The 21,497-nt window shown below is 35.4% G+C and carries 24 protein-coding genes and 1 pseudogene; 15 read left to right on the top strand and 10 right to left on the bottom strand.

Features of this window, described 5'->3' with window-relative positions; all coding sequences use genetic code 11:
• Positions 1-37: 37 nt before the first annotated feature.
• Both nfsA and ABDZ63_RS02520 read right to left on the bottom strand, forming a co-directional pair.
• Positions 38-775, bottom strand: a complete 738-nt coding sequence (nfsA, locus tag ABDZ63_RS02525) for an oxygen-insensitive NADPH nitroreductase (RefSeq protein ID WP_343781560.1) — start codon at positions 773-775, stop codon at positions 38-40.
• Entirely contained in the window at positions 772-2,253 is a 1,482-nt protein-coding gene (locus ABDZ63_RS02520) for a methyl-accepting chemotaxis protein (protein ID WP_343781559.1), read from the bottom strand. The genes nfsA and ABDZ63_RS02520 overlap by 4 nt, the downstream gene beginning before the upstream one ends.
• A 154-nt stretch (positions 2,254-2,407) precedes the next feature.
• On the opposite strand from ABDZ63_RS02520, the gene ABDZ63_RS02515 reads away from it, so the two are divergent.
• The 5 genes from ABDZ63_RS02515 to ABDZ63_RS02495 all read left to right on the top strand — a co-directional run bounded on the left by ABDZ63_RS02515 (position 2,408) and on the right by ABDZ63_RS02495 (position 8,631).
• Positions 2,408-3,784, top strand: coding sequence for an MFS transporter (locus tag ABDZ63_RS02515; protein WP_343781558.1), 1,377 nt, complete (start codon positions 2,408-2,410; stop codon positions 3,782-3,784).
• Between the two features lie 301 nt (positions 3,785-4,085).
• Positions 4,086-4,622 carry an HD domain-containing protein gene (locus ABDZ63_RS02510; RefSeq protein WP_343781557.1) on the top strand — a complete coding sequence of 179 codons (537 nt, stop codon included), beginning with the start codon at positions 4,086-4,088 and terminating at the stop codon, positions 4,620-4,622.
• Positions 4,623-4,680: 58 nt separating this feature from the next.
• Positions 4,681-5,109, top strand: coding sequence for a YwpF family protein (locus tag ABDZ63_RS02505; RefSeq protein ID WP_343781555.1), 429 nt, complete (start codon positions 4,681-4,683; stop codon positions 5,107-5,109).
• 144 nt (positions 5,110-5,253) lie between these two features.
• On the top strand, positions 5,254-6,630 hold the full coding sequence (locus ABDZ63_RS02500; RefSeq protein ID WP_343781553.1) for a TrkH family potassium uptake protein: 1,377 nt from the start codon (positions 5,254-5,256) through the stop codon (positions 6,628-6,630).
• Between the two features lie 45 nt (positions 6,631-6,675).
• A complete protein-coding gene (locus tag ABDZ63_RS02495; RefSeq protein ID WP_343781810.1) occupies positions 6,676-8,631 on the top strand; it encodes an EAL domain-containing protein in 1,956 nt (651 codons plus the stop codon).
• A gap of 109 nt (positions 8,632-8,740) precedes the next feature.
• Here the strand turns inward: ABDZ63_RS02495 and ABDZ63_RS02490 are convergent.
• The 3 genes and pseudogenes from ABDZ63_RS02490 to ABDZ63_RS02480 all read right to left on the bottom strand — a co-directional run.
• Positions 8,741-8,848, bottom strand: a pseudogene (locus ABDZ63_RS02490) (YjcZ family sporulation protein); the annotation flags it as partial.
• 90 nt (positions 8,849-8,938) lie between these two features.
• Complete coding sequence (locus ABDZ63_RS02485; RefSeq protein ID WP_343781551.1) at positions 8,939-10,108, bottom strand: S1C family serine protease; 1,170 nt, start codon at positions 10,106-10,108, stop codon at positions 8,939-8,941.
• Positions 10,109-10,118: 10 nt separating this feature from the next.
• Positions 10,119-11,297: a zinc ribbon domain-containing protein gene (locus ABDZ63_RS02480; RefSeq protein ID WP_343781550.1), complete on the bottom strand. Its 1,179-nt coding sequence runs from the start codon at positions 11,295-11,297 to the stop codon at positions 10,119-10,121.
• 429 nt (positions 11,298-11,726) lie between these two features.
• Between ABDZ63_RS02480 and ABDZ63_RS02475 the strand changes: the two genes are divergently transcribed.
• From ABDZ63_RS02475 to ABDZ63_RS02465, 3 genes are read left to right on the top strand one after another with little or no spacing between them, the layout of a single operon-like run.
• Positions 11,727-11,951 (top strand): DUF1659 domain-containing protein, encoded by a 225-nt coding sequence (locus ABDZ63_RS02475; protein ID WP_343781549.1) that lies wholly within the window; start codon positions 11,727-11,729, stop codon positions 11,949-11,951.
• A gap of 16 nt (positions 11,952-11,967) precedes the next feature.
• The gene (locus ABDZ63_RS02470) at positions 11,968-12,186 is read left to right on the top strand and encodes a DUF2922 domain-containing protein (RefSeq protein WP_343781548.1); all 219 of its coding nucleotides are present in this window, start codon (positions 11,968-11,970) and stop codon (positions 12,184-12,186) included.
• A 28-nt stretch (positions 12,187-12,214) separates the two neighbouring features.
• Complete coding sequence (locus ABDZ63_RS02465; protein ID WP_343781546.1) at positions 12,215-12,418, top strand: YvrJ family protein; 204 nt, start codon at positions 12,215-12,217, stop codon at positions 12,416-12,418.
• A gap of 103 nt (positions 12,419-12,521) precedes the next feature.
• On the opposite strand, the gene lepB is transcribed toward ABDZ63_RS02465, so the two are convergent.
• Positions 12,522-13,031 carry a signal peptidase I gene (lepB, locus tag ABDZ63_RS02460; protein WP_343781545.1) on the bottom strand — a complete coding sequence of 170 codons (510 nt, stop codon included), beginning with the start codon at positions 13,029-13,031 and terminating at the stop codon, positions 12,522-12,524.
• A 303-nt stretch (positions 13,032-13,334) separates the two neighbouring features.
• Here lepB and ABDZ63_RS02455 point away from each other — a divergent pair, with 303 nt between their 5' ends.
• Positions 13,335-13,523: a Spo0E family sporulation regulatory protein-aspartic acid phosphatase gene (locus ABDZ63_RS02455; protein ID WP_343781544.1), complete on the top strand. Its 189-nt coding sequence runs from the start codon at positions 13,335-13,337 to the stop codon at positions 13,521-13,523.
• 59 nt (positions 13,524-13,582) lie between these two features.
• Here ABDZ63_RS02455 and ABDZ63_RS02450 read toward each other — a convergent pair whose 3' ends face one another.
• Positions 13,583-14,737 carry an aminotransferase A gene (locus ABDZ63_RS02450; RefSeq protein ID WP_343781543.1) on the bottom strand — a complete coding sequence of 385 codons (1,155 nt, stop codon included), beginning with the start codon at positions 14,735-14,737 and terminating at the stop codon, positions 13,583-13,585.
• 75 nt (positions 14,738-14,812) lie between these two features.
• On the opposite strand from ABDZ63_RS02450, the gene ABDZ63_RS02445 reads away from it, so the two are divergent.
• Complete coding sequence (locus tag ABDZ63_RS02445) at positions 14,813-15,160, top strand: hypothetical protein (RefSeq protein WP_343781542.1); 348 nt, start codon at positions 14,813-14,815, stop codon at positions 15,158-15,160.
• Between the two features lie 75 nt (positions 15,161-15,235).
• Positions 15,236-15,427 carry a hypothetical protein gene (locus ABDZ63_RS02440; protein WP_343781540.1) on the top strand — a complete coding sequence of 64 codons (192 nt, stop codon included), beginning with the start codon at positions 15,236-15,238 and terminating at the stop codon, positions 15,425-15,427.
• A 74-nt stretch (positions 15,428-15,501) separates the two neighbouring features.
• On the opposite strand, the gene ABDZ63_RS02435 is transcribed toward ABDZ63_RS02440, so the two are convergent.
• Positions 15,502-16,104, bottom strand: a complete 603-nt coding sequence (locus ABDZ63_RS02435; RefSeq protein WP_343781538.1) for an SCO family protein — start codon at positions 16,102-16,104, stop codon at positions 15,502-15,504.
• A gap of 99 nt (positions 16,105-16,203) precedes the next feature.
• Positions 16,204-17,076: a metallophosphoesterase gene (locus ABDZ63_RS02430; protein ID WP_343781536.1), complete on the bottom strand. Its 873-nt coding sequence runs from the start codon at positions 17,074-17,076 to the stop codon at positions 16,204-16,206.
• Positions 17,077-17,270: 194 nt separating this feature from the next.
• Between ABDZ63_RS02430 and fadH the strand changes: the two genes are divergently transcribed.
• The gene (fadH, locus tag ABDZ63_RS02425) at positions 17,271-18,038 is read left to right on the top strand and encodes a 2,4-dienoyl-CoA reductase (protein WP_343781534.1); all 768 of its coding nucleotides are present in this window, start codon (positions 17,271-17,273) and stop codon (positions 18,036-18,038) included.
• A gap of 39 nt (positions 18,039-18,077) precedes the next feature.
• Here the strand turns inward: fadH and trhA are convergent, their stop codons facing one another.
• Complete coding sequence (gene trhA / locus ABDZ63_RS02420) at positions 18,078-18,716, bottom strand: PAQR family membrane homeostasis protein TrhA (RefSeq protein WP_343781533.1); 639 nt, start codon at positions 18,714-18,716, stop codon at positions 18,078-18,080.
• Between the two features lie 142 nt (positions 18,717-18,858).
• On the opposite strand from trhA, the gene cbpB reads away from it, so the two are divergent.
• The 3 genes from cbpB to ABDZ63_RS02405 all read left to right on the top strand — a co-directional run bounded on the left by cbpB (position 18,859) and on the right by ABDZ63_RS02405 (position 21,320).
• Positions 18,859-19,308: a cyclic-di-AMP-binding protein CbpB gene (cbpB, locus tag ABDZ63_RS02415; protein WP_343781532.1), complete on the top strand. Its 450-nt coding sequence runs from the start codon at positions 18,859-18,861 to the stop codon at positions 19,306-19,308.
• 98 nt (positions 19,309-19,406) lie between these two features.
• Positions 19,407-20,123: a 2,3,4,5-tetrahydropyridine-2,6-dicarboxylate N-acetyltransferase gene (dapD, locus tag ABDZ63_RS02410; RefSeq protein WP_343781531.1), complete on the top strand. Its 717-nt coding sequence runs from the start codon at positions 19,407-19,409 to the stop codon at positions 20,121-20,123.
• 84 nt (positions 20,124-20,207) lie between these two features.
• Positions 20,208-21,320, top strand: a complete 1,113-nt coding sequence (locus ABDZ63_RS02405) for an N-acetyldiaminopimelate deacetylase (protein WP_343781529.1) — start codon at positions 20,208-20,210, stop codon at positions 21,318-21,320.
• The last annotated feature ends 177 nt before the right edge of the window (positions 21,321-21,497 follow it).

The raw sequence follows: 21,497 nt of genomic DNA, 5'->3' as shown, positions 1-21,497 counted from the left end.
TGTTAATGAAAAACGGATTAGAGTCTTCTAATCCGTTTTATCTTTTATTTAATCCTTTTTTCTTTACGAAATCAGTGACGTCCATTCTCATCGGATTTGATAATTTTCGGCCGATTTGCTCACTCCATGAATCAGCCTTCGTATTAAATGAACGTTCTTCATAGTAACGCTCTGTCGTGTCATCAAATGCTACGACGTGCTGGTTCTCGAATTGATAGCTATTCTCATGATAAATTGCATCAAAGTTGAACCGTGGCTTCACATCTGGTTGTTCATCTGGAACACCGACTGCCATTCCGAAAAGCGGAATAACATATTGTGGTAGGTCTAAAAGTTCGTTTACACGATTAATGTTATTGCGTAAGCTTCCTAAGTAACAGATCCCTAGACCTAATGATTCACTAGCAATTGCTATGTTTTGAGCGGCTAATGTTGCATCGATTGTTGCCATCATGAAAAATTCTGTATTTTCAATGTTATCTTTCATTTTTACCTGTGTGGTTTTATCTTGAGATTGATACATACGATTAAGGTCAGCACAAAAGACGAAAAGGTGTCCGTTATTTTCAACATATTCTTGGCCACTAACCTCTCTTAGTTGTTGTTTTAGTTGAGGTTCTGTCACACCAATAATGGTATAAGCTTGGTAGTAACTTGATGTAGATGCCGCTTGGCCTGATTTAATGATGGTTTTAATTTGTTCTTGAGTCAATTGAACATCTTTAAATTGTCGAATCGATCGATGTTGCATTAGTAAATCAATTGTTTCATTCATGTTGATGACTCCTTTGTTAATTGTTGTAAGGCGATTGTTGTTTTTTCAATCTCTTCATGAAGGTGACTGTTTTGATTCGTTTGTTCCTGTACCGTGGCGGTTATTTCCTCAACCGAGGCAGTCGTTTGTTCAACGCTTGAGGAGATTTGTTCCATTGTATCATTAACTCTAGTCGCATTAGTACTGACTTGCTCGGCAACTTTACTAAACTGATCTAGCTTGGCAGTAAGGTTATGTGTATGGGCTTCAAATTGATCAAAACTCTTACCATTGTTATGAACAGAGTTTATGTTTTGTTCTAACAGTTTAAGTAGTTTTTCCATTTGTTCGTCTGTCTTTTCATTTGTTTGTTTCATTACTGTTAAGTTATCTGATATATTTGATGCCGTTTGGTCCGTATGATTAGCTAGTTTTCTAATTTCATCAGCTACGACTGCAAATCCTTTACCATGTTCACCCGCACGTGCAGCTTCAATGGATGCGTTTAAAGCAAGTAGACCTGTTTGTTCATTTATCTCTTTGATCGATTGAATGAAACTCGCTGATGATTCAACCTTTTCCGTTAAATGATTAAAGGTTTGTCGCATTTGATCCATACTTGCTTCGAATGACTGGATTTCATCTATTAATTGATCAGCTTCATGTCGAGAAGTTTGGGCTTGTAAAGAAGTTTGGTCGGTATCATTTTGAATTTGTATTAAATCCTGCATCATCTGGTCCATGTTTGATGCGGTTTGGTCAATTAAATTATTGATTGATGATAAATCATTTGATTGTGTTTCAGTGCTTGTAGCAATTTCTTGAATGGCGCGGTTAACCTCATCAAGCGCTTGGTTATTCGTATTCGATTGTGATTCAATTTCTTCCATGCTATTTTTAATAATATCGGCTTGTTTTTCAATTTGCTGCTTTTGCTTTACCTCATTGTTAAAGCGCTCTTCGTTTTCTTTGCGCAATTGTTCTAATTGATTGTCCGTTTGCTTCGTGATTTTTTGTAAGCCAAAGAGAATAATGGCTGTAAACAAAATAAACGATAAGGCTGTTTCATATCTTAAATCTAGAATATCCCCATGTAAGAAGATAAAGCTATGGTAAATGATCATACTGGAAATAAAGCCAACCAATAATAAAGTACGTGACATGTAAATAGCTGAAGTAACTAAAATAAAGAAAATTAAACCAAAATTGTGCGTCGAAATACTTGCTTCTAATATGATAAAACCGAGGAATCCGGATAACCCGATTACGTATATGTAAGGAATAAACACTGTTGCTTTGTTCATAAAAATCAAGATTCCAGCGGCTGTTAAGATCGAAAGACCACCAAAAATGACTGTAAGAACCACACTCATCTCTAACCCGGATAAAATATTGGCAATCGTACTGACGATTGTTATAGTTAGAAGTAGACAAAATAGTAAAATGTTCTTTTTGTGTAATGATTGTTCCTCAATTGTTCGAAAATCGCCCTCAAACATTCAAACACCTCCAAATTTTCTTACAATAAATTTAATACCATTCTACCATATCGGAATATTATTTAGAGAATTTTGTTGAAAAGAGTCTGATCGATTGCAAGTTTAATAGGGAACCGATAATATAGATGAGGTGAATGTGAGAGGAGATTGTTATATGGAAACAATAAAACAAGATCATCAAATAGATATTAAAAATCCCCGCATGTTATTGTTTTCGATTTGTTTTGTGTTAATGTTTTCGGTTATGAACGGTACGATGTTTAATATTGCAATTCCAGATATAGCTGAAGCATTTGATTTAATGCCCTCAGAGGTAAGTTGGGTCATGACGGGATACATTATGGTGTACTCGATTGGTGCATTAATATACGGTAAGTTAGCCGATACAGTTGCTTTTAAGAAGTTAATTACATTTGGTTTAATCGTGTTTTCAATTGGTTCATTGATTGGCTTTTTAGCTCCTAATTATTACTTCGTTTTAGTAGCAAGGGTTATTCAAGCTATTGGTGGTTCAATGATGCCTGCTATTGCGTTTATCGCACCTATTCGTTATTTCCCTAATGAACGCGGTAAGATCCTTGGTATTATTGCCTCGGTAATGGCCTTCGCATCTGGGATTGGACCGATTTTAGGTGGAGTTATTGCTGGTTTCTTATCTTGGCAGTTTTTATTTTTAACTTCAGCATTAATGATTGTGACTTTACCATTTCTATTAAGAAACTTACCTGATGAAGAAACAGTTCATGTTAGATTGGATTATTTAGGTGCGAGTTTAGTTGGACTTACTATCGCAACAGCTTTAATTGGAATTACTTTAGGAGTTGGCTGGTCGTTAGGATTAACGGTTATATTTGGTTTGTTAGCAATAATCCGTATGTTTAAAGCTAAAAATCCATTTATCCCTCCTCATTTATTTAAAGACCGAAACTATATTGTTGCATTATTTACGAGCTTTTTAGCCGTTGCTTGCTTGTTTGGCTTAATGTTTACAGTTCCGATCATGCTTAGAGAAGTGTATAGCTTATCTACTATGGAAATTGGATTAGTTATGTTTCCAGGGGCAATAAGTGCTGCACTCATTGGAAGGAAGGGTGGACGTCTCGTTGACCAGAAGGGTGCTAGAAAAGTTTATTTAGCTAGTTTAGCCCTTTTGATGACTGGCTTTCTTATCATTTCATCAGTAGTCGGTTTAAGTCCATTAATTGTTAGTTTAATGCTTATATTCCCAATGATGTGCTTTCCTTTAGTTCAAGCATCTGGTGCTGATATTTTAGCTAATTTACTTAAAAAGAGTGAAACAGGTGTTGGTATGGGCGTATTTAATCTAATGAATTTTGTTTCTGGTGCATTAAGTGGTGCCATTGCAGGGGTTGTATTAGATTTATTTAATCCACAAAATCCGGTTAACTTTTTAGCCGCAACAGGTGAAAGTGCGGTATATAGTAATCTGTTCCTAACCTTTATGGGATTAGTTCTAATTGCATTGATTGCCTTTAAGGTGATCTATCGTGAACGTTCTCTCATAAATTAATTCATTAGCTGCCCGACAAAGTTTCGGCAGCTTTTTTTATAAATAATTTTAATTATTGTATGGGTATTTGAGCGAAGGTGATGACTCAAGGTCGACTCATATAGAGAATTCCTTAGAGCTAAACCGACGAACATTTACAGAGTAGAGTCAATATTGTAGAGATAGAAGTTCAGTTTTTACGCCTTTGTACAAGATTAAGGTTAAGTATGACTGACAAGTGGAAAGTAAATAATAACAATTGATTTAATAGTATAGATCATGATACATTATTCTTTAAAAACTTAAAGAGGGGTGGGTTGTCGTGAAACAGGTACTTTTAACAGAAATCATTAAGCATAAAATAACACAAAAGTATTTAAAGCGTTCTGGAGTTCACCACGCAGTCTTGACAACTGAGCGGGCTGTTGAATTAGCTAAGCAGAGTGGGGTAAACATTAACTTAGCTGCTAAGGCAGCGCTGTTACATGATATAGGGCATTATGAATGGTACAAGGATGGGAAGTGGGATTATCAAGAGTATCGGAAGCATGATATCCATGCAATTAAAGGTGCAGAACGAGCGCATAAGTTATTAGTTCGTTTAGGTGAAGACCCTCAAACAGCTAAAGAAATTTCGATTGCGATCTTATTGCATACTGATTCATATTTGCCTTTTTCAATAGAAAATATGCGTTCTCCCTTACATGAAGTCGTCTATAAGGCTGATGAAATGGAAGAGCTCCCCGGTGGTCAACATCACTATAAATACATGAGTATAGAAGAAGCTGAAATCCGCCTGAGGCAAATTGATGAGCTTCTGCTAAAAGAACTTGAAACTAAACCATCGATTTCACAATAAGACTTTTGTCTTCCTGCAATTTCCTATATAATAATAAAGAACAGGAAAGGAAGGTTCGATGAAAACTTTTAAATTAGTGTCGCTTGATATTTTAGAAAAATCAGGAGAAGACCTTGCGAGTAAAGGGATTGCTTTTTTTGATGCGTTAATCATTGACCGAGAAGAGAAAGAAGGTGCTCGTTGGTTAATGGAAGCATACCTTCCAAAGAAGTATTATGACTTCTTTAAGCAAAAACTTCAGGCTGAGCAAGAAATCGTAACTCAAGTGCGCATTACAAAAGAGTCGAACCCGAAAGCGACGATTTTAGCCAATGTTAAAGCCGTTAATGAAATAGAAGATGAAATGAATATCATCTTAACTGGGAATATGGTTAATCGTGAACGTGAACAAGTAGAAGAGACGTTACAAGATTTAATTGAAGCAGGTTATCAAGGTTCTTCTCTGTTAAAGAAGTTTAAAGAGAAAAACCAAGAGAGTCTGTTTTAAAATAATATAGCATATAGCACCAACCCTATTCTGTCCTGATAACAGATGGGGTTTTTTCTTAGATTATAAATAATTTAAACAATTTGCGACATCTTTTTTCAAAAAAGTGAAGGAATTTACGTGTTCGAAGGAGAAATTTATATTATGAGCAAGATCGATCGACTAACACCGAATAAATCAGTTTTAGACAAATTGACGCCAGTACAATTAATATCATTATATTATTTTCTAGCAGCTTCGATTGCAACATTCCTTCTATCTTTACCGATTTCTCATAAGAACGGTATTGAGTTAACCTTTATGGAGGTCGTATTTACTGCTGTAAGTGCAGTTAGTGTAACAGGATTAACAGTAGTTGAAACAGCGGATACTTTTAGTGTATTTGGTGTGTTTATGATCGCATTAGCGCTTCAAATTGGTGGACTTGGTGTGATGGCACTTGGTACATTGATTTGGATTGTGTTAGGCAAGAAGATCGGATTTAAAGAACGACGGTTAATTATGACAGATACAAATACAAAGTCAATTTCTGGCATTGTTCGGTTAGTTAAAGAGATGTTTATCGTCATTTTGACAATCGAATTTATTGGATTCCTTATTTTAGGAACATACTATTTAAATTATTTTGATTCATCTTTAGAAGCTTATTATCAAGGGTTTTTTGCTTCTGTTAGCGCCACGACTAACGGCGGATTTGATATTACAGGATCATCATTAGAGCCGTTTAAAAATGATTACTTTGTTCAGTTTATCAATATGTTATTAATTATCACTGGTGCAATAGGTTTTCCAGTATTGATCGAAGTTAAAGAGTATTTACAAATCTCTCAAGAGGAACGTAATTTAAAGCGTTTTTCTCTATTTACGAAATTAACATCTTTAACTTACTTTGTATTATTAGGTTTTTCATTTTTAGTGATTATCATCTTAGAATTTAATCACTTCTTCGCAGATAAGACGTGGCATGAGACACTGTTTTATAGTTTGTTTCAGTCCACAACAGCGAGAAGTGGTGGTTTATCTACAATGGATATGAATGAATTTACAACACAAACTCAATTGTTTTTATCGTCTATGATGTTTATTGGTGCCTCTCCGAGTAGTGTTGGTGGTGGAATACGAACGACGACGTTTGCTTTAGTGATTATTTTTATTTTAACTTTTGCAAGCGGGAGGAATCGTGTAAGAATATTTGGTCGTGAAATTGAAGAAAGTGACTTATTTAAAGCCGTTGTCGTAACTTTGTTAGCTATGATCATGTTCTTTGCGGTTGTGATTGTAATTACAGCGGTAGATAGTCATTTGTCGCTTACAAGTATTATTTTCGAAGTTAGTTCTGCATTCGGAACAACAGGACTATCAATGGGAATTACAGATGAATTATCAACCTTTAGTCAATGGTTATTAATTACATTAATGTTAATCGGACGAATTGGTATTTTAACATTTTTATTCTCATTTAATAGAGGTAAAACAAAAGACCGCTATCGTTATCCGAAAGAGAAGATTAATATTGGCTAATTAGACGCAGTCGAGCTTGATTTAGGGGGAAAAACAGTGTTCAAAATGATAGATCAACTTCAATTACCTATACACGAATGGTTGCTTGAGAATGTATCAGATGCTCTAATTTTTGAAAACAAAGAAGGATATGTAGTAGCGGGTAATCAAAAGGCTTTAGAATTGCTTCAGATTAGACTTCAAGACAAAAGGGTAAAAGTTATTGACTACATTAACTTTGAAGCTGTTGTTAAAAAAACAGATCATGATAATCTTGTTTGGACAAAAACGATACCAGAGAAATTAATCATCATGAATAGACGACAAATTGGAAATTTAAATTGTTACATTATAAGAGAAGGTGGACTTAAAGAAAAAAAAGATTCTTTAATCTATACTTTGAATCATGCAAGGAATGGTCCTTTTGAAGGCATTATCATGCATGATCGTGGCCAAATTATCGACTGCGACTACGCTTTTTGTAGCATGCTTGGTTATAAACGAGCAGATTTAGTCGGGAAGTCAATTTTTGATCTAGTACACCAAGACGATCACAACATTTTATCAACTAATATGACAGAAGGACAACACGATTCACCATACCCTTTACGTGGTTATAAAAGTGATGGTTCAGTTATATATGCAGAAGTACTGCCAGAACCTGTCCAAGAAGAAGATTATGGACTAAGGATTGCTATTGTGCGCAATATTACTGAACGGGTTGAAAATGAAAAGCAAATAGAGTTCATGGCTTATTATGATCAATTAACCGATTTGCCGAATCGTAATTATTTTCAAATTGTAGTAGAAGATGAATTGAACAATGCGAAACAGAATGAAGAATATTTGGCGGTTCATTTTATCGATATTGATTACTTTAAACATATTAATGATACGTTAGGTTATCAAGTTGGTGATTCATTACTGAGAAGCTGTGCTTCCAGGTTAAAGCAGTTGCTTTATGAAGATTTATTTATTGCAAGAATGACGAGTGATGAATTTTTAGTTTTACAACGAAATGTTAAGTCAGAAGAAGATGTAAAAGCGTTGGCGAAGAAGATTATTGATTTATTTCGCAATCCAGTTAAAATTGATGGTTATGAAATTTATACGACAGTTAGTGTAGGTATTAGTCTGTATCCTGAGTCGGCTACAACAACGTCACAATTAATTGAACATGCTGATTCAGCCATGCATGTCATAAAAGAAGAAAGTCGCAATGACTTTCAATTATTTAAACACTCATTGAAGAAAGGTTTTAAAGAACGGTTACGCCTAGAAACTGAATTACATAAGGCGATTAAAGAAGATAACTTTGAATTACACTTCCAACCTCAGTATGATCTGCAATCGAATGAAATTACTGGATTTGAGGCTTTATGTCGTTGGAATCATGAGGAAATGGGCTATATACCACCTGATCGGTTTATTCCACTAGCTGAAAAGACAGGTCTGATCTTAGAAATAGGTGATTGGGTCATTTATGAAGCGTGCAGGCAAAATAAACTCTGGCAAAATGAAGGGCTTGAGAAAGTAAAAGTAAGTGTTAACTTGTCAGCAAAACAGTTTTTACAACGAAATCTAGTAGAGCGTGTCAGTGAGATTCTAGAGGAGACAGGTTTAGAATCTAAGTATCTTGAATTAGAGATTACTGAGTCAATCGCAATGTCAAACGAACGTTATATTATCGATACTTTAAAAGAATTTAGAGAGCTCGGTGTTCAAGTAGCGTTAGATGACTTTGGAACAGGTTACTCCTCACTTAAATATTTAAGTCAATTTCCCTTAAGCAAAATCAAGATTGATCGAACGTTTATTCAAAACCAAAACAAACAAAATATTGCGATCGTAAAAACAATCATTCATTTATCACATGCGTTAAATTTAAAAGTTATTGCAGAAGGTGTTGAGAATGAGAAAGATTTAACCTTTTTGGTAAATGAACGTTGTGATGAAGTACAAGGTTTTTATTTCAGTAAGCCATTACCAGCAAATGAAGTACTTGGCTTTGTCAATGTATAAGCAAATAAAAGGTTGACCTAACTCTTACTTGAGTCGGTCAACCTTCTATTATTGAGGGAGAAAAGTTCGATGTGAGCAGTCCATCAAACTCTCGTATGCATGTAAGGTGTTAGCAGTAGAAAGCGGCACCTACGATAATCAATAAGATGAAAAGCACAACAATTAAGGCAAAGTTGTTGTGCCCCCCATGACCATATCCAGCCTGTGAATAACCTGGCTTAAACATAAAATCACCTCCCAAGACATGTAATATATCTATATGGTGACCTATGTCTATTTGAATGGTTATTCACCTAAATAAACCAATTTAATTTGAAGTCGAATGACTTGTTTTAGATAATAGTTCTCTGTCTAAGTCTAAAATCCTCAATTGATCATTTTCGTATCCCACTTCATAAATGGTTTTGTAATGGTGTGTTTCGCGCGTATCTTCATCTGTACGAATTGAATGATCAGAATTGACTTCAAATGTTGCTACATGATCGCTGGTAGTTTGCAATTCTTGATCAGTTACTTCAATATCAATGGAATGAACGATTAATTCACGGAAATCTTGATACGAATAATTTGATTGTACATCAATACCTAATAAGGAATACGCGGTGAAATAATCACGTACATTTAATGTTTCATAGAAATATTTAATTAAATACTCACTGTCTTGTTTTAACGATTGTTGATCAATCTCTGAGTAAGTTGTTGGGTCTCCATCATAGTTTAAATCATCATCATTGGCTGTATCTGACCACATGGCAACTCTCTCATAGATTTGTGAGATTGGAATACTAAAACCAATTGTCCCTTCATTAGTAGCTGCAGAGTTAATACCGATAATCTTACCTGACTCTTCATGAATTAAAGGTCCACCACTATTTCCTTGTGAAATATTAGCTGAAATTTGGTAGAGATCTGCATATTCATATTGGTCAACTGATATATCACGACCTGTACCAGAAATATGACCCAATGTAACAGTGTTTTGAAATCCATGCGGGCTGCCTACTGCAAGGATTTCATCGCCAATGTTTGGCTCAAAATTAGGGTCAATTTCTAGAGTGGAACTATTAGCAAGTTGTGGAACACGAATTACCGCTATGTCCTGTGAATTACCAATCCCAATCACAGCACCTGGATAAGTTTGTGCTTCTGAGGTTTTCACATATACAGAATCAGCATCTTTAACAACGTGGGCATTGGTAATGATGTCGCCTCGGTCGTTATAAACGAAACCAGAGCCTTGACTGCTATGTGGACCAGTTGCTTCGATTTGAACAACACTCTTTTGTGCTTCATGGATTAACTCTTGTAAATTAGGCTCTTCGCTTTCTTCATCTGTTACAGATTCAACTATGGCATTATCAGAACCTAAAGCTGTTTCTTGCCAACTGTTGTAATAAGAAACAATCGCAAAGGTCCCGATGAGTAAAATCATCATGGAAAGTATAAGAGGTACAGTTTTTTTAATTTGGTAGTTCATCATATCACCTCTAATCCTCTTGGCCGTCTAGAAACCAAGAGATTTGTTCAACTGATATACTTACTTCATCTGAATCAAAATCATCTGGTAAATCACTATGAGTATGGTCGATTTGACCTGTCTCATCAGGATAAAGTGTATCAGGAAAGACGAACGTTTCATTTTCTAAAATTTCATCTTCATCGTCATCTAATAAAACATATTGTACTGAGATCGAATGGATTGGGCGAGTTGCAACACTCGTTAATTCACCATATACATTCACTTCATCATAATCGTTTACTGTAACTTCGATTTCATTTAACTCTACTGCGTCGTTTTCATTTTGCTCTTGTTCAGATTCATATTGTGTTAAAGCTTGTTCAATTCGTTCTTGTTGCTGCGTTTCAAAATCAGCCTGTTGATTTGATATTGTCGTTTTTAAACTGTCTAGTCGTTCGTTTTCAGGGACGTATCTTAATCCATCTTCAACAATAGAAATAGCAGCAGTAAACTGGTTCGTTTGTAATTTATCATTTGCTTCATTAGCTGTACGACTTACAATTCTTTCTTTCATTAAATTCTCTAAGTCTTCTGCCTCGTTATGTTCGATGGACTGAGTTTGCCATAATAGGATTTTTAACTCTTCAATTCCCGGTTCCTCAGCTAAACGCTGTTCAACTTGGGTGATCCGTACTTCATTTCGCTTATCCAGTATAGATTCTAATAAGTGGTTTATAATATCACCATTATAAGAGTTTAACTGACTTTCAGCTTCTTCTGTTATTTGAACAGCTTGTTGAAATGCACCTTGGTCAACTAAGGTGTCAACATTATTTAATTTCTCATTAATTTCAAGAGCAACAGTCATAAATTCAGAATTGACTTGTGCAGCTTCAAAGTTAGGATTATAATCAATTGCTTCTTCAAATAGACTTTGAGCTCTGTTGTACTGGCCTTCTAAAGCATGTTCTACACCTTCATCGTATAATGATTGTGCAGAAGAATTATTGTATTCTAAATAGAAATGGAGGCCAATTCCAGCAATTAACACACACACAAGTGTCACAATAGGGGTTAACCACCAACGGTTAAGGCCACTTTGCGTTTGTGTACGTTCGTCAATGTCTTTTGGGAGTTGAGCACCACAAATGACACAGTAGGATTCGTCTTCTTTAATTTTTGATCCGCATCTAGGGCAGTACATCATGATTTATCACCTATTGTGTTCCTTTCTTGTATATGTAAATTTTAACACGAATTGCTCTTTTTCAGTGTAGGATTTAAGAACTAATTGTTACAATTTGTACAAAAATGTCTTTTCGGTCTTCATTATTTAAAACATTAATGAGATGATAATGTTCAATAGCAATATTTTTTGATAAAATAGCTTTAGTAAATAACGTATGAGTTGTTCTAGGAGGTGCACCACAGTGGATGCGATCAATTTAACATTAGGAATTGTATCTTTAGGCGTAATTGCGTACTTTATTGGATCGTGCGTAATTGATAACGTAAAGCATTAATTAGTGATTGTGAACTCTTTAATATTAGACGAAGAAAAAGTGTGGAATGTTTCAAAACATTTCACACTTTTTTTATTTCCATACGATTATAAGGGTGAAAGGAGGTTGACGATATGACAAACGCACAAAAAATCAATAGTCAACTGCAGTTAGTATTTGTAACAGGGATTGATGATGAGGGAGAAGAGGTGTTGCAGCGTCGAAGCTATAACAATGTAAAGCCAGAAGCAGAAAATGAAGCCGTTCAAGCAGTAGCACAAGTATTATCAGAACTTCGTCAAGACCCTCTACACGAGGCGTTACGAAATGATCAATTATTATTAGTTGGTAATCAATAAAAGGGGGAAAGAGTAAATGAGTAAGCGTTTAGAGCTTAAATTTAGGAATGAAGAAGGTCGTATGTCTACAATCAGTATTGATCATCCTGTAGAACCTGTAAATGCTGAGCAAGTTAAAGAAGCAATGGAAACCATCATTGAGCAAGATATCTTCACTTCAAATGGCTTAGCACTTTCTGAAATTGATTTTGCGCAAGTAGTTGAACGTACTGTTGAGGAAGTGCCAATTAATTAAATAAGTTAAGTTAATGGGGTGACTCATAATGGGTCACCCCTTTTTAAGATTAGAGACTCAAGAACTAGAAAGAGAAAGGTGGTTAAAGATTGTGATGGAGGCATGGGTTAATTGGGTACCGGATGTGGGGTTTCCGATTCTTGTAACATTTTATTTGTTGCATCGAATTGAAAAGAAGCTAGAGCAACTCAATAAATCAATTATGAAAATCCCAAGTTTAATCGAACAATAAAAAGGTCTGTCCCCAAAGTCATGTAGTTTTGGCTAAATGGGACAGACCTTTATTTTTGAAGTTCGAATTTGTATCAGTTTAATTAAGTGATCTTGATTTTAAACTATCTAGTTAATGACATGTTTGTGAATGGAAAGATAATAATTTCTGAACGCCCAATAATATCGTCTTCTTCAATTAAACCGAGACCATTTCGGCTATCTTTACTGATTTCACGATTGTCCCCCATGACATAGTATTGTCCATCTGGAATGACAATTGGCTCAATATCGCCAGTGCCTTGTAATTCTTCCTCTGTTAAATATTCTTCATCAACTCGCTCGCCATCTATATATAAATCATTATCTCGCGTTTCTAAAGTTTCATTAGGTAAGCCGATTACTCTTTTGACATAGTTTTTATGTGGGTGCTGAATGATGACGATGTCTCCGCGGTCTGGTTCATCAATTAAGTAGACAGCTTTATTGAAAATAACGCGTTCTCCGCTTTCTAGTGTCGGGACCATACTTGCACCTTCAACAACAGACGTAGCAAAAATGAAAGTTCGTAATATGAAAGCTATGACTAATGCTATGACAATCGCTTTTGTCCATTCCCATATTTCTCTTTTCAAGAAGGCTCTTCCTTTCTCATTTCAAAATACCCAATTATTATGTAAAATAAATCTAACAACCTCTTATTATATATCCTATCATATAATAAGTATATTCGTGTAATTAATTTCATCATACATAAAGCTTATAAATCATTTCTATAAACATATGACTAATTTGCTGGTTGTTAACAGAATGTTTATAGTATATTAATTTTATTTAACAAATTAAATTTTTGCTTAATAAACCTTTGACATAATTGAATTTTAGCAATAAAATATTTTAATTAGGCTATGGTGTTTACACTGAGGGGGAAACAGTAATTGAAAGAGCAAGAGCGATTAATTTATTTAGAGACTAAAATAGAAGTATTACGTAAAGAAATGATTGAAGTGGCATCAGAGAAAGGTTATACAAGCTATGAATCGGTTAGGCTTTCACAGGAGTTGGACGGATTAATTAATGAGTATTTAAAATTAGAACCAAAAGGGCGTAAACAAATAATTGATTAAAAAGCCCGGTGTTTAAGTGGTTTACTTAAAAAGCCGGGCTTTAAATATTTATTTGAATATTACTGTTTAGTTAAAAATTGTTCTAAACGGTTGAGTCCTTCTTCTAAAACTGACATATGATAAGCATAGGATAAGCGCAAATAACCTTCACCATATTCGCTAAATGCATCTCCTGGAACTAAAGCTAATCCGACTTCATCAACTAATCTTAACGCTAATTCAAAGGAAGTGTAGTTAGGTATATTAATTTTAGGAAAAACATAGAATGCGCCATCAGGTTCCACAACCTCTAACCCCATTTTCTCCAAACGCTTTAATACGTAAACGCGTCTTTCTGAATAAGCTTCCCGCATAATATGACTATCATTTTTACCCATTGTTAAAGCTTGTAAAGCAGCGTACTGACTTATAGATGTTGGGCAAGAAACATTATATTGGTGAACTTTTAAAATATGTTTTCTAATGGCACTATCAGCTAACAAGTATCCGATTCTAAACCCTGTCATTGAATGTGACTTAGATACACCTTGAATAACGATCGTTTGTTTTCTAACTTCTTCAAAACTTGCAATGGATACGTGTTCTACTCCATAAGTTAATTCACTGTATATTTCATCCGCTAAGATAAATATTGGTAAATCTTTTAGTAACTGTGTAATTTCTTTAAGTTCATTTTTTGTCAATGTTACGCCAGTAGGGTTTGATGGATATGGAAGAATGACACATTTCGTTTTATCAGTGATATGCTCTTTAATTAAATCAGCTGTTAACTTAAAGTTATAATCACGCGTATCAATGTGAACTGGCGTAGCACCAGCTAGTTTAATTAATGGTTCATAACCTGGGTAGACTGGGCCGGGTAATAGTACCTCATCGCCCGGCTTCACAATAGTTCTAAGTGTTATGTCAATGGCTTCAGAAGCCCCAACTGAAACGATGATTTCTTCTTCAGGGTCATAAGACAAACCATATTTTTCTTTTGTTACATCATGAATGGCTTGACGTAGAGGTAAGATTCCAGCATTAGGTGTATAGACGGTTTGGTTGTCATCAATTGCTTTTTTTGTTGCCTCTTTAATATGTTCAGGAGTTTGAAAGTCTGGTTGTCCAATAGTTAATGAAACAACGTCATCCTTACCTGAGACTAAATTAAAAAACTTTCGAATACCTGAAATTTCAATATTTTTAACATGATCGTTTAAATATTGTTCCACTTATGTCACCTTGCTTTCTAGATTTATGTTTAAAATACCCTACAACCGTTGATAATGGTGATAGGAGGGGATAGTATGTTCGATGAATTATATGGTTTAATCCTATCGAATAATTTATTTATCGGCTTGTTTTTAACCATGATGGTCTGTTTATATTTTTTAATAAAGCCGTTAATTCATTTTTGGATGAGTCGTGATTGCCTTCATACGTTGACTTACTGGGTGTCTAGTACAACAATTTTTGTCATCATTGTTGGTTATTTGTATTTAACAGAGCACAGTTTAGTCAGTAGCCTTGAAGGGATGAAACAACTCATCGTAAGTCTATTATTATCGGTAACTGCTTTTGGTATTGTGTTAATGGTTTATTCCATGGGTAAAAGTTTATCACAATTTATACGCAACAGAAACACGACATCTTAAAATGAAAAATTGACAAAATGGTTTCATGCACTCCCTCATTTATCATACAATAGTAAAAGTTAAAGGGGGAAGTGTATGGAACTCATTGCATTGGTTCTATTGATCATATTAGCTCTGTTTATCTTGAACATATTTACAAGTGTTTGGGCATATCGAGATGCTATTCGGAAAGGGAAAAGTAGCGAATATGCTATGATTACTTTGTTCGGTACTATATTGTTCCCGATTTTAGGATTAATTGTATATCTGCTCATTAGAAATGATTAAAGTATAAGTGGTAATAAAACAAAACACCAATCAAGATCGTCTGTGACCGTGATTGGTGTTTTGTGAATTTTAATTTAGTTATCTTGTAATAGAATGTTTAAATCATTCATTAATCGATCCATTTCCTCTGAACTTGTTCCAGAGTAGGTATTAATTGCAGTTCCCTCTGGATTAACAATGTAAAAAGAAGTTCCATGACTCACTTGGTCGTGACCATCAACCTTAGAAACAAGTAATTGGAAAGAGCTAGCTGCATAGCTTTCAATTTCTTCTTGAGAATAGCCTGTTAGTAAATCCCAATTTGAATAATCAGCACCGAATTGATTTGCAAATGTTTTCAACGTTTCAGGGTCATCATATTCAGGGTCTACTGAAAATGACACGAAACGAACATCTAGATCATTTTCGTCTGCTTCTTCTTGAAGGCCTGCCATATTAGCTGTCATAGGCGGGCAAACTGTATCACAATTTGTGAAAATAAAGTTAGCTACCCAATATGTACCTTCTAAATCCTCCAATGAAACAGCTTCTTCATCTTGGTTAGTATATTCAAAAGGCTCGATATCTAAGCTAATCTCTTGTTCAATTTCACTTGCTTCACTTCCATTACATGCTGCTAAAAATAACATTACGGCTATTAAACTTAAAATAAATAAACCATATCGTTGTTTAAACATGTAGATCAACTCCATTTCCTAATCACCCATATTGTAACATGACCAACAGTTGATATAAGTAAAACAATGTAGCATATTTTAACAATTTATTGACAAAGGCTAAATAGATTCGCTTATTAGTGTGAAAACATTAATTTCTGGACGGCATAAAAAGCGGAATGGCAGCCTTGTCGTCCCAACGCCTCGAGAAGTGAATAATTGAAGCGGACGATTTCCTAATGTATGTTTACCCTCGACATACTTTTGTCCAAGCGTTGGTGTGACAACATATCCATAAAAAGGAATTTGTACTTGTCCACCATGGCTATGACCTGATAATTGTAAGTCAAAAGGATAATCAACAACCTCATCTGCATAGTCAGGCTCATGACATAACAATATGTTAAAGCTTGCTTCATCATGTGAAACCAACCCCTCAAGAGAAGGATTACCGAGTAGGATATCATCTAAACCGGATAAATTAATATGTTGTTCATCAACCGTAATTTGTTCAGTCTCATTCATTAATAGAGAAAAACCAGATTGATTCATGACATCTAAGATTGTATTAGTTCCATAACCACCATGATCGTGGTTTCCGTATATCCAATACTTTCCGTAAGGTGCTTCTAACCGACTTAACTCATGTACTATTTCTTCAAACTTATCATTTGAAACTAATGAAGGGTCATCTGTTAAATCTCCTGTAAAAACGATTAGATCGGGTTGTTGATTTTGAATTGCATTAATTAATTTTTTTAAATCTTTGTTTCGATATTGAAAACCGATATGTGTATCGGTGAATTGAACAATTTTAAAATCATTGAATTCAGTTGGGATTCGATGTGATTTAATGTTGTTAGATATGGTTTTTAACCAAAACGGTTCAACATCATGGGCATAATAGTAACCACCATAAGCTGTGGCGATCGTACCTAATGTACCAACTGTAGTCTTTTTTATAAATGAACGTCTTGTTATTTTCTCAGCCATGTTTTGCCATCCCTTTATTGATCTTACTAGCATTATAGCATGTTTAGGTGCTCTTTTAGATACCTTAATGAAATTGTTAATTTTAGTCTTAAAATTTTGAAAAGGGAAGTGTAGTTCGTTACAATAAAAGAGAATGAATATTCATTCATTTTAACACGTTTTGATTAATTATCGACGATGGAGGAGAGGTTTAAGTGAAAAATGAAGTAGTCATTGTAACAGGCGGTTCGAATGGTATGGGGAAATATATGGCGAAAAAGTTTGCTCAAGAAGGGGCACGTGTTGCCATTACGGGACGTAATGAAGATAAGTTAAAAGAAGCTAAAAAGGAGATCTTAAAAGATGCAACAGGTGATGTACATACAGTGGTTATGGATGTTCGTCATTTAGAAGATGTGGAAAGGATGGTTCAAGATGTGACAGAGCATTTTGGACAAATTGACCACTTAGTTAACAACGCTGCGGGTAATTTTATTACGCCAGCTGAAAAGCTATCACCAAATGGATGGAATACAGTGATTGATATTGTATTAAATGGGACTTATTATTGTAGTCAGGCAGTTGGGAACTATTGGATTGAGAAAGGTATTAAAGGAACAATTTTAAACATGGTTGCAACTTACGCATGGGATGCAGGTCCTGGTGTGATTCATTCAGCTTCTGCTAAAGCTGGTGTTTTAGCAATGACAAGAACGTTAGCAGTTGAATGGGGAAGACGTTACGGTATTCGAGCTAACGCGATTGCACCAGGTCCAATTGATCGTACGGGTGGAGCTGATAAACTTTGGGAATCTGAAGAAGCAGCAAAACGTACGATTAAGTCAGTGCCTTTAGAGCGATTAGGTGAGCCAGAGGAAATTGGAGAGCTAGCCTTTTTCATGCTGTCAGATAAAGCAAAATACATGAACGGTGAAGTGATTACGCTAGATGGTGGACAGTCACTAAATCAGTATCCTTTTTAATTAAGCTAAAAAACCGGTGAGAAAGCCTCACCGGTTAAATTAAGCCAACACTACATAAAACAAAATCGCAAAGAAGTGAAACGCGCTACCGGCAATGACAAACATATGCCAGACAGCGTGATGATATGGGAACCCTCGCCACATATAAAAAATACTACCAACAGAATATAAAACTCCGCCAATAATTAAATAAATTAAGCCCATTAAATCCATCTCAGCTGAGAGCGGGCGCCACGCAAATACAATAAACCAACCGAGGAAGATATAAATTAACGTTGATACAACCATAAATCTATTAACAAAAAACACTTTAAACACAATCCCTAAAATGGCAACACCCCAAACAACGCCTAAAAGGGTCCAACCAATAGGTCCGCGTAACAGTACGAGTAATATAGGAGTATATGTCCCCGCGATAAACAGGTAAATGGAAGAGTGATCAATAAATAAAAAGATATCCTTCGCTTTACCTGACTTTAAACTATGTACAATAGTTGAAGATAAATACATTAATAACATCGTCGTTCCATAAATCGATACAGAAACAACTTGCCAAGGGCTACCATTTAGTGAAGCAAATACAATTAATACAACAAGCCCAAGAACACTTAAAAAAGCCCCAAGCCCATGAGTTAGAGCATTGACAGTTTCTTCTTTTCTTGAGTATTCATATGGCATCAAACACCACCTCATTTCTATTGATCTAGTATAGCTCATTTTTCAACTTAGCGAAACAATACCCATTTTTCTTGATTTGTGTTAAAATCATTATCGGAAACGAGACAAATTTTAACTGTTTCGTTTAATGAGGAGGACAAACATGCTAGAAGCTAAAGAGTTTGATTTAACCACAACTCTTGTAAAAGAAATGATGATTGATGCTGAAAAGGTCGCACACGTTCAAAACAAAAACCCACTAGAACACGCACTATTAGTTTTGACTAAAACAGGTTATAACGCCGTACCCGTACTAGATTTTCATGGGAAGTTTGAAGGCATTATTAGCAAATCAAATATTCTAGAAGCTATGTTTGGTGTTGAAAAGATTGAAGTTGAAAAATTAGAAGAAAATACAGTTGGTGATTGTATGGACCATGAAGTTCCTACTTTATTAGTTCATGACACAATGGAGCAAGCCTTACACGAATTAATTGATTACAACTTTGTTTGTGTAGTAGATGAAGACCAACAAATGCAAGGAATCGTCACAAGAAGACAGTTATTGAAGCAATACCGTAATGAATTTTATCGTTCACAAAATAAAGCATAAAAACTTAATTTAATTTAAAGGAATCTTTCACTTGTAACAAATATGGGACCTTTGATAAATTAAAATAGTAAAAAGAACTTATGATGGAGGATTGTACGATGAACCAAATGGATGCAAACGAGATTATTAATTTTATTTCAAACGCAAAGAAATCAACACCAGTGAAAGTTTACGTTAAAGGTGATTTAGATAATGTTGACTTTCATGAAGATGTGCAAGCATTTATTACAGGCAATTCTGGTGTAATCTTTGGTGAGTGGAGCGTTGTGAAAGAAGAATTAGCTAAGCATGAATCAGCTATTAAAGATTATGTGATTGAAAATGACCGTCGTAATTCTGCGATCCCAACGTTGGATATGAAAAATATTAACGCACGAATTGAACCAGGTGCAATTATTCGTGACCAAGTTGAAATTGGAGACGGTGCAGTTATTATGCTTGGTGCAGCTATTAATATTGGTGCAGTTGTCGGTGAAGGTACGATGATCGATATGAACGTTGTCCTAGGTGGACGTGCAACAGTTGGTAAAAATTGCCACATTGGTGCTGGTTCTGTTCTAGCAGGTGTGATTGAGCCACCATCTGCTAAGCCAGTAATTGTAGAAGATGGTGCAGTTGTTGGTGCTAACGCTGTAATTTTAGAAGGTGTAACAGTTGGAGAAGGGGCAGTAGTTGCAGCTGGTTCAATCGTTACAGAAGATGTTGCACCAAACACAGTTGTTGCTGGTACACCAGCTAAGAAAATTAAAGAAATTGATGAACAAACACGTAATAAAACAGAGATCAAACAAGAACTACGTAAGCTAGACAACTAAAAGGTCATCATTCATAATTAAAAGCGGGAGTCACTTTTGTGATTTCCGCTTTTTTGATATACATAAGGAAAGGTCGGAAGAATGATGACAAAGACTAATTGGATTAAAATAAGACGTGATCTTCACCAAATTCCAGAGTTAGGCTTTCAGGAATATAAAACACAACAGTACTTACTCGATTATCTTAATACACTTCCACAAGAACATATGGCAGTGACAACTTGGAAGACAGGGATTTTTGTTTATGTTAAGGGAGTAGTAGGGGAGAAAACGGTAGCTTACCGCGCAGATATCGATGGCTTACCAATTACAGAACAAACAGACCTAGATTTTATCTCGCAACATGATGGACGCATGCATGCGTGTGGACATGACTTTCATATGACGATCGCACTAGGTTCTTTAACGCAAATAGTCCATGAACGAATTGAACATAACGCATTATTTATATTCCAACCAGCCGAAGAAGGACCTGGTGGGGCTTTACCAATGCTTGAAAGTGACGAAATGAAACAGTATGAGATCGATTATATTTTTGCTTTGCACGTTGACCCAAACAGGCCAGTGGGAACTGTTGCGTCTAAAGAGGGGCTGCTTTTTGCGAATACGAGTGAATTATTTATTGATTTTCATGGTAAAGGTGGCCATGCTGCGTATCCTCATGAAACGAAAGACATGATGATGGCAGCAAGTACCTTTAACGTGCAGCTACAACAAGTCGTCGGACGTATGGTTAATCCTTTAGAAAATGCAGTTGTAACGTTAGGGAAGATGGAAGCAGGGACAGTTCAAAACATTATCCCTGAATCAGCACGCGTTGAAGGAACGATTCGTACAACAAAAGCTAAAACGATGCCACAGATTAAAGAATCAATAGAGCGAATCCTTAGGGGCATTGAAGAGCGTTATGACTGTAGGACGCGTGTTGACTATGGGGCTAATTACTATATGGTTTATAATAACGGAATATATGTCGAACAATTTAAAGAAGCAGTAACTAATTCTAGCATTCAGTTTATTGAAGCAGAAGAAGCAATGACAGGAGAAGACTTCGGTTATATGCTAAAGGAATTACCAGGCTTTATGTTTTGGTTAGGGGTTAATTCACCACACGGGCTTCACAATAGCAAACTTAACCCAAAAGAAGACGCAATTGAAGTAGGAATTGAAGCTGTGACTAAAATGATGAGGAGTTAGTAGTGGGTGAGCCTGATAAAAGCTCTCTAGTGCTGGTGTATATACGACCGCTGATATATTTTAGGAAAAGAGGTGACGTAAAGTGTGCCACCCTTTTTTTAAAAGGCTCTAATATATATTGGGGTTTGGATAAAATTCTGACAAGTTTGGGTGGAGGCATTCGAGGCATCGCTTACC

Origin of the sequence: Alkalibacillus silvisoli, assembly GCF_039521975.1 — a bacterium.
Taxonomy (GTDB): domain Bacteria; phylum Bacillota; class Bacilli; order Bacillales; family Alkalibacillaceae; genus Alkalibacillus; species Alkalibacillus silvisoli.
The sequence above is the reverse complement of the archived record's forward strand: the minus strand, read 5'-3'. Positions and strand labels throughout refer to the sequence as shown.

Coding starts and splice junctions, on each gene's coding strand:
- nfsA (WP_343781560.1), bottom strand. CDS start 775: ATGAATGAAACAATTGATTTACTAATGCAACATCGATCGATTCGACAA.
- ABDZ63_RS02520 (WP_343781559.1), bottom strand. CDS start 2,253: ATGTTTGAGGGCGATTTTCGAACAATTGAGGAACAATCATTACACAAA.
- ABDZ63_RS02515 (WP_343781558.1), top strand. CDS start 2,408: ATGGAAACAATAAAACAAGATCATCAAATAGATATTAAAAATCCCCGC.
- ABDZ63_RS02505 (WP_343781555.1), top strand. CDS start 4,681: ATGAAAACTTTTAAATTAGTGTCGCTTGATATTTTAGAAAAATCAGGA.
- ABDZ63_RS02500 (WP_343781553.1), top strand. CDS start 5,254: ATGAGCAAGATCGATCGACTAACACCGAATAAATCAGTTTTAGACAAA.
- ABDZ63_RS02495 (WP_343781810.1), top strand. CDS start 6,676: ATGATAGATCAACTTCAATTACCTATACACGAATGGTTGCTTGAGAAT.
- ABDZ63_RS02485 (WP_343781551.1), bottom strand. CDS start 10,108: ATGAACTACCAAATTAAAAAAACTGTACCTCTTATACTTTCCATGATG.
- ABDZ63_RS02480 (WP_343781550.1), bottom strand. CDS start 11,297: ATGATGTACTGCCCTAGATGCGGATCAAAAATTAAAGAAGACGAATCC.
- ABDZ63_RS02475 (WP_343781549.1), top strand. CDS start 11,727: ATGACAAACGCACAAAAAATCAATAGTCAACTGCAGTTAGTATTTGTA.
- ABDZ63_RS02470 (WP_343781548.1), top strand. CDS start 11,968: ATGAGTAAGCGTTTAGAGCTTAAATTTAGGAATGAAGAAGGTCGTATG.
- ABDZ63_RS02465 (WP_343781546.1), top strand. CDS start 12,215: ATGGGTCACCCCTTTTTAAGATTAGAGACTCAAGAACTAGAAAGAGAA.
- ABDZ63_RS02445 (WP_343781542.1), top strand. CDS start 14,813: ATGTTCGATGAATTATATGGTTTAATCCTATCGAATAATTTATTTATC.
- ABDZ63_RS02440 (WP_343781540.1), top strand. CDS start 15,236: ATGGAACTCATTGCATTGGTTCTATTGATCATATTAGCTCTGTTTATC.
- ABDZ63_RS02435 (WP_343781538.1), bottom strand. CDS start 16,104: ATGTTTAAACAACGATATGGTTTATTTATTTTAAGTTTAATAGCCGTA.
- ABDZ63_RS02430 (WP_343781536.1), bottom strand. CDS start 17,076: ATGGCTGAGAAAATAACAAGACGTTCATTTATAAAAAAGACTACAGTT.
- trhA (WP_343781533.1), bottom strand. CDS start 18,716: ATGCCATATGAATACTCAAGAAAAGAAGAAACTGTCAATGCTCTAACT.
- cbpB (WP_343781532.1), top strand. CDS start 18,859: ATGCTAGAAGCTAAAGAGTTTGATTTAACCACAACTCTTGTAAAAGAA.
- dapD (WP_343781531.1), top strand. CDS start 19,407: ATGAACCAAATGGATGCAAACGAGATTATTAATTTTATTTCAAACGCA.
- ABDZ63_RS02405 (WP_343781529.1), top strand. CDS start 20,208: ATGACAAAGACTAATTGGATTAAAATAAGACGTGATCTTCACCAAATT.